This is a genomic window from Corynebacterium sp. HMSC11E11 (assembly GCF_001807025.1).
Lineage (GTDB): Bacteria > Actinomycetota > Actinomycetes > Mycobacteriales > Mycobacteriaceae > Corynebacterium > Corynebacterium freneyi.
The window spans coordinates 27,945-34,889 of sequence record NZ_KV787129.1 but is presented as its reverse complement, the minus strand read 5'-3'; the positions used below and the strand labels follow the sequence as shown (position 1 = coordinate 34,889).

Here is a 6,945-nt window from a genome sequence, read left to right as displayed (position 1 = left end):
CGGCGCAGGGCCCCTAAACGCTCTTGCGGGACAGTGCCACGGTCGAGGCGATCATCGCGATCAACGCCGCCCCCATCCAGATCCACTGCGTGCCCACCGCCTGGAACTTCTCGCCGAGCACCACGTACCCCAACACGAACGCCACCACGGGCTCCGCGCACGTCATGGCCGGCAGGGAATTCCGCAATGCCCCCGCATTGAACGATGCCTGCTGCACCGCCACCCCGATCAACGCCAAGCCGATCAGCGACCACGTCTCCCACGACGCCACGAACGCCGCCAAATCCTCGTGAACCCAAATGTCCACGACGGCCTTCGACAGCACGGCGACGAACCCGTACAACCAACCCGTCGCCAACCCCAGGACCAGCGCCTTCTGCGACCCCAGCCAGGTGGCGGCGGCGTGATACATCACGGCGAACACCACGGCGCCGACGATCAGCGCCGGAATCCACCGCGACAACGGCGGCCGCGGATCACCCGGCAACGGCCGCCCCAACAGCACCAGCACGGTGACGGCGATGGTCAGCAACACCGCCCACGCGGTCTCCGCCTTCGAGATCCTGCGCCCCGCGAACTTCGCCGACAACGGCAACGTGAACATCAGCGACATCACCAGCAACGGCTGGACCAGCAACAATGTGCCGAACGCCAGCGCCGCGACCTGCAGGCCGTACCCCGTCAACGCGAGCAACACGCCGGCCCACCACGTCGGGCGGGTCACGACGGACCACACGCCGGACATCGTCCCCGCATCCGCGGGCAGTTCGTCGGCCAACTGGTGCCTGATCACGGTCCCCCACGCGATCGTCAACGCGGAGCCGAGGCCCAGGATGACCGCGAGGAGTTCGTTATGCACATGGACAGATTACCGAGGCGGCGGCCGTCGTAAAGCACGTGCCCGCGCCCAACCGGCGCAGGGGAAGCAAAGGCCTGTTCGGCGGCGGAATCTCGGGAAGCAGCGGCGACGGCCACTGTTGTATCGTTTACGGGAAACCGGAGTGCGGCGCACGCACGACGGCAATGGCCCGGGCGGAGAGTGCCCGGGCTGACGGTCGAACAGGTCTGGAGGACGCCGACCATGGCATTGGTCGTACAGAAGTACGGTGGTTCATCGCTGGAAAACGCGGAGCGCATTCGCCGCGTGGCGGAGCGCATCGTGGAGACCAAAAAACAGGGCAACGACGTCGTGGTCGTCTGCTCGGCGATGGGCGACACCACGGACGAGCTGCTGGATCTGGCGAATCAGGTCAATCCGGTGCCGCCGGCGCGCGAGATGGACATGCTGCTGACCGCCGGCGAGCGAATTTCGAACTCGCTGGTGGCGATGGCCATCGCGAGCCTCGGTGCGTCGGCGCGGTCGTTCACGGGCTCGCAGGCGGGCGTGATCACGACGGAGCGCCACGGCAACGCGCGCATCGTCGAGGTGACGCCGGGCCGCGTGCGCGAGGCGCTGGACGAGGGCCACATTTGCCTGGTGGCCGGGTTCCAGGGCGTCAACCGCGAAACGAAGGACGTGACCACGCTGGGCCGCGGCGGGTCGGACACGACGGCCGTGGCGCTGGCCGCGGCGCTGGAAGCCGACGTCTGCGAGATTTACTCGGACGTCGACGGCGTGTACACGGCGGACCCGCGCATCGTGCCGAACGCGCAGCGCCTGGACACCATTTCCTTCGAGGAGATGTTGGAGATGGCCGCAGTGGGCGCGAAGATTCTGCAGTTGCGCTGCGTGGAGTATGCGCGGGCGTTCAACGTGCCGCTGCGCGTGCGTTCGTCCTACAGCAATGAAATCGGCACCCTCGTCAATGGATCAGTGGAGGATATTCCCGTGGAAGAAGCAGTTCTCACCGGCGTCGCGCATGATCGCTCGGAGGCCAAGATCACCGTTCTGGGCATCCCGGATGTCGCGGGCCAGGCGGCGCAGGTGTTCCGTGCGGTGGCGGATGCGGAGATCAACATCGACATGGTGTTGCAGAACGTGTCGTCGATCGACGACAACCGCACGGACATCACGTTCACGTGCCCGCGTGCGGATGGGCCGCGTGCGTTGGAGTTGTTGAAGAAGCTGCAGGCCGAGGGTGACTGGCAGGACGTGCTTTACGACGATCACGTGGGCAAGGTGTCGCTCGTCGGTGCCGGCATGAAGTCGCACCCCGGAGTCACCGCGACGTTCTGCGAGGCGTTGGCGGAGGCCGGCGTGAACATCGAGTTGATTTCGACGTCGGAGATCCGCATTTCGGTGCTGATCCGCGACAATGACCTCGATGCCGCCGTCCGTGCGCTGCACGAGGCGTTCCAGCTCGGCGGCGAGGAAGAGGCCGTCGTGTACGCGGGCACGGGCCGCTAGTTCGGGTGTCGGGGCCGGTTGCGGCTGGTCCCGGTCCGGGTGGCCGGTGCTTTACGACGGTCCGGTTGCGGCGTAGTTTCGCAGTTGCGCCGTGGTTTGCGGGTGCGTGTCCGGCCGCCCGTTTTCACGAGTTTTCACGTTTGACGTTTTCCGGTGTCCGCAGGTCGCGGGGCCGGTGACCCAGGAGGGTTTTTCATGACCACCATCGCCATCGTCGGTGCCACGGGCCAGGTTGGCCGCGTGATGCGCGGCATTCTCGCGGAGCGGGATTTCCCGGCGGATAAGGTTCGTTTTTTCGCGTCGGCGCGTTCGGCGGGCACGACCATCGAGTTCCGCGGCGAGGACATCGTGGTGGAGGATGTCGCGGCCGTGTCGGATGAGGACCTGAAGGGCATCGACATCGCGCTGTTTTCGGCGGGCGGCACGTTGTCGAAGGCGCAGGCGCCGCGGTTTGCGGCGGCGGGTGCGACGGTCGTGGACAACTCTTCGGCGTGGCGCAAGGACCCGGAGGTGCCGCTGGTGGTCTCGGAGGTGAATCCGGCCGAGGCGAAGAACACGCCGAAGGGGATCATCGCGAATCCGAACTGCACGACGATGGCGGCGATGCCGGTGCTGAAGCCGCTGCATGACGAGGCCGGTTTGGCGCGTCTTCGGGTGTCGTCGTACCAGGCGGTGTCGGGCTCTGGCCTGGCCGGCGTGTCGACGCTGGCGAATCAGGTTCGTGCGAACGAGTCCGTCATGGAGCAGCTGGCGACGGATGGTTCGGCCCTGAAGGCCGAGGATCTGGGCCCGTACGTCGAGCCGATCGCGTTCAATGCGCTGCCGGTGGCCGGTGGCTTCGTCGACGATGGTTCGCTGGAGACGGATGAGGAGCAGAAGCTTCGCAACGAGTCCCGCAAGATCCTGGACATTCCGGAGCTGGCGGTGGCGGGCACCTGCGTGCGCGTGCCGGTGTTCTCGGGCCACACGCTGGTCGTCCACGCCGAGTTCGAGCGTCCCATCGACGTCGAGCGCGCCACCGAGCTGCTGGGCCGGGCGCCCGGCGTGAAGGTCGTCGACGTGCCGACCCCGCTGGCCGCGACCGGCATCGACGAGTCGCTGGTCGGCCGCATTCGCGTGGATCAGTCCGTGCCGGAGGGCCGTGGCCTGGTGATGGTCATCTCGGGCGACAACCTGCGCAAGGGTGCGGCGCTGAACACGGTTCAGATCGCGGAGCTGCTGGTGTAGTTCACGCGCGTCGGCGTGGTTCGCGCACGCCGATGTAGTTCGCCGCGCGGTGCCCGGGTGTTCCGGGTGCCGCGCGGCTTCTGCGTCAGATGGCGGTCAGTCGTCGTGAAGCGGGGCCGTCGTCGTCGGTGTCCTTGTCCGCCTCTTCGGGGCCTTCGGCGGCGGCGACGAGGTCCTGGCGGGCGCGGGCCACGCGGGAGCGGATGGTGCCCACGCGCACGCCGGCGATGTCCGCAGCTTCCTTGTAGGTGTAGCCGAGCACCTGGGTGAGGATCAGTGCTTCACGACGATCCTCGTCCAGCGATTCCATGAGCACCCGCGCGTCGACGAGCTCGGCCCAGGAGGTGCCGGTCGACGATGCCTGGGTGGCGTCTTCCCACTCGACGGCGGATTTGCGGGGCCGTGCCATGTCGTGGCGGACGGAGTCGACCCAGGCGCGGCGGGCCAGCGACAGCAGCCACGTACGGGCCGAGGAGCGGCCGGCGAATCGGGGCAGGGCCGACATGACGCGCAGGTAGGTTTCCTGCGTCAGATCGTCGGCGACGTCGGCGTTGGCCAGGTGGGCCAGGAGGCGCCACACGTCGTTCTGGGTGGCGCGGATGAACTCGGTCAACGCGGCGCGGTCGCCGCGGCCGGCCTTCAGGGCCAGGGCGGTGACGCGCTCGTCTTCGCGCTGCCGATCAGTCATGCCGCAACCTTAGCAAGTCGGTGTCCGCACGGGTACATCTCATAAGCAAACACCAATCAATACGAGCCTAAATATAGCGTGAAACTGATAAGTCCTGTATGGTGGGCGCCAACGCCTCCCCCAGAGCAAGAAGGAGCATCCCATGACCTCCAGCAAGGACATCGCCGACCAGGGCCTGGACACCGGCACCGGCAACGGCGGCACCCCCCGCCTCAACGGCGCCCCCGTCTCCTCTGAACAGCACTCGGTGACCACCGGCCCCCAGGGCGGCGTCGTGGTCCACGACGTGCATCTGATCGAAAAGCTCTCCCACTTCAACCGCGAGCGCATCCCGGAGCGCGTCGTCCACGCCAAGGGCGGCGGCGCCTTCGGCGAGCTCACCGTCACCGAGGACGTGAGCAAGTACACCAAGGCGGGCCTGTTCCAGCCGGGCACCGTCACCCCGATGCTCGCCCGTTTCTCCACCGTCGCCGGCGAGCAGGGTTCGCCCGATGGTTGGCGCGATGTCCGCGGCTTCGCGCTGAAGTTCTACACCGATGAGGGCAACTACGACATCGTCGGCAACAACACCCCGGTGTTCTTCATCCGCGACGGCATCAAGTTCCCGGATTTCATCCACTCCCAGAAGCGTCTGCCGGACACGGGTCTGCGCGACGCCAACATGCAGTGGGATTTCTGGACGTCGTCGCCGGAGTCCGCCCACCAGGTCACCTACCTCATGGGTGACCGGGGCATCCCGAAGACCTGGCGCAACATGGACGGTTTCGGCTCCCACACGTACCAGTGGATCAACGAGGCCGGCGAGCGGTTCTGGGTGAAGTACCACTTCAAGACCCGCCAGGGCTGGGATTTCCTCACCGACGCCGAGGCCGAGGAGCTCGTCGGCCAGGACACCGACCATTCCCGCAAGGATCTCTTCGAGGCCATCGAGCGCGGCGACTTCCCGACGTGGGACGTCAAGGTGCAGATCATGCCCTTCGACGACGCCGCCGGTTACCGCTGGAATCCCTTCGACCTGACCAAGACCTGGTCGCAGAAGGATTACCCGCTGATTCCCGTGGGGCACTTCACGCTCAACGAGAATCCGCGCAACTTCTTCGCCCAGATCGAGCAGGCCGCGTTCGCGCCGTCGAACCTGGTCGAGGGCGTCGGGCTGTCGCCGGACAAGATGCTGCTGGCCCGCGCGTTTGCCTACTCCGACGCTCACCGGTACCGTCTGGGCGCCAACCACGATCAGCTGCCGGTCAACCGGCCGGTCGTGCAGGTGAACACGTTCTCCCAGGACGGCGCCGCCACTCACCGTTTCGCCGATCCGTCGCTGCCGGTCCACGGTTCCAATGCTGCCGGTCGCGGCGCCCAGGAGTCCGTCGATCACGGTGATTTGGGCCTGTGGGCGGCCGAGGGCGAGGAGCCGTTCCGCGGCGCGTACATCCAGCACGCCGAGGACGGCGACTTCGGCCAGGCGGGGACTCTCGTCCGTGAGGTGCTTGACGACGCCGCCCGCGACCGGTTGGCCGGCAACATCGCCCGTGCGATGGAGGGCGTGAGCCCGGAGATCGAGGAGCGCGTGTACCAGTACTGGACCAACGTCGACGAGTGGCTCGGCGCCGAGGTTCGGGCGCGTTTCACCGCCAAGTAAAGGAAAACCCGCCCGCGGGTGCCTCGAACCGGTGGTTCGGGGACCGTGCGGGCGGGTTTCTGCTCGGCGGGAGAATTACTTCTGGCCGCCGAACGGCAGAATTACTTCTGCGCGCCGAACAAGAAGCCGACCGGGTCGAAGGCCGGCTGTTCCGGGGCGGACTCGACCGGGGCGTCGACCTGCTCGGTCTCCTCGGGCTCGGCCTGCTCGGCCGGGGTGTCGGTTTCGGCCGGAGCCTCGGTCTCGGCCTGCTCGGGGGCGGGCTCGGTCGGAGCGTCGGCCTGCTCCGCGTCGGAGTCGGCCGGGGTCTCGGGCAGGATGACCTCGGGCTCCTCGGGCGCGGCCTCGGCGGGGGTCTCGCCGGACTCGGTCGGGGTGGATCCGGCATCCGGGGCCGAGTCGGAGCCGGAGTCGATGACCGCACCATTGACGGCGTTGACGTCCACGACGTCGGAGACGTGGGTGGAGTTGTCGTCCTCGACCTCGACGTCGAGGAAGTCCTCGCCGAACGGCAGGTTGACGTCGCCGAAGGTGGAACCCAGGTTGATGTTGCCACCGCCGATCTGCTCGAGGGCGGGGAACGGGGACTCGATGACGATGTAGGGGCCGTCCGGGATCGCGTCGACGACCTCGGCGATGGCGGAAATGGTGGCGGCGTCCATGATGCGCTTCCTCTGCTTCGGAGCTAAACGAGTTATCTGACGATTTGTGTAATTTAGGGGGACCGCCGCCCGCCACCGGCGTAAATCGCGGTGGGGGAGCGGGCCCCTAAGTCGTTGGTGCGGCAGGGTTCTGCACCGGTGGGGGCAAACGGTGTTTCGGCGAAAAGCCGCCCCGGAACGCCGTGGCGTTCCGGGGCAGCCGTGTGAGCGGAAAGTCCCGCCCGCGCGAATGAAGCTGCGCGCGTGTTCCGGATCAGGTGACCGGGAAAGAGGGGCGACTAGGCCTTGACGCCGTTGCCCGCGTTGATGTCCAGGATGTCCTCGACGTGGGTGGAGTTGTCGTCCTTGATCTCGATGTCGAGGAAGTCCTCGCCGAACGGCA

At 67.2% G+C, this 6,945-nt stretch carries 6 protein-coding genes; 3 read left to right on the top strand and 3 right to left on the bottom strand.

Going from position 1 to position 6,945, the window contains the following annotated elements; genetic code table 11:
* Positions 1 to 13: 13 nt before the first annotated feature.
* Positions 14 to 859 (bottom strand): DMT family transporter, encoded by an 846-nt coding sequence (locus HMPREF3121_RS04085; protein ID WP_070520096.1) that lies wholly within the window; start codon positions 857 to 859, stop codon positions 14 to 16.
* A gap of 222 nt (positions 860 to 1,081) precedes the next feature.
* On the opposite strand from HMPREF3121_RS04085, the gene HMPREF3121_RS04080 reads away from it, so the two are divergent.
* Both HMPREF3121_RS04080 and HMPREF3121_RS04075 read left to right on the top strand, forming a co-directional pair.
* Positions 1,082 to 2,347, top strand: coding sequence for an aspartate kinase (locus HMPREF3121_RS04080; RefSeq protein WP_070520095.1), 1,266 nt, complete (start codon positions 1,082 to 1,084; stop codon positions 2,345 to 2,347).
* A 195-nt stretch (positions 2,348 to 2,542) separates the two neighbouring features.
* A complete protein-coding gene (locus tag HMPREF3121_RS04075; protein WP_070520093.1) occupies positions 2,543 to 3,574 on the top strand; it encodes an aspartate-semialdehyde dehydrogenase in 1,032 nt (343 codons plus the stop codon).
* 85 nt (positions 3,575 to 3,659) lie between these two features.
* On the opposite strand, the gene HMPREF3121_RS04070 is transcribed toward HMPREF3121_RS04075, so the two are convergent.
* Positions 3,660 to 4,262: an RNA polymerase sigma factor gene (locus HMPREF3121_RS04070; protein WP_070520091.1), complete on the bottom strand. Its 603-nt coding sequence runs from the start codon at positions 4,260 to 4,262 to the stop codon at positions 3,660 to 3,662.
* A gap of 142 nt (positions 4,263 to 4,404) precedes the next feature.
* Here HMPREF3121_RS04070 and HMPREF3121_RS04065 point away from each other — a divergent pair, with 142 nt between their 5' ends.
* Positions 4,405 to 5,901: a catalase gene (locus HMPREF3121_RS04065; protein ID WP_070520089.1), complete on the top strand. Its 1,497-nt coding sequence runs from the start codon at positions 4,405 to 4,407 to the stop codon at positions 5,899 to 5,901.
* A 101-nt stretch (positions 5,902 to 6,002) separates the two neighbouring features.
* Here HMPREF3121_RS04065 and HMPREF3121_RS04060 read toward each other — a convergent pair whose 3' ends face one another.
* On the bottom strand, positions 6,003 to 6,563 hold the full coding sequence (locus tag HMPREF3121_RS04060) for a hypothetical protein (protein WP_070520087.1): 561 nt from the start codon (positions 6,561 to 6,563) through the stop codon (positions 6,003 to 6,005).
* Positions 6,564 to 6,945: the final 382 nt, after the last annotated feature.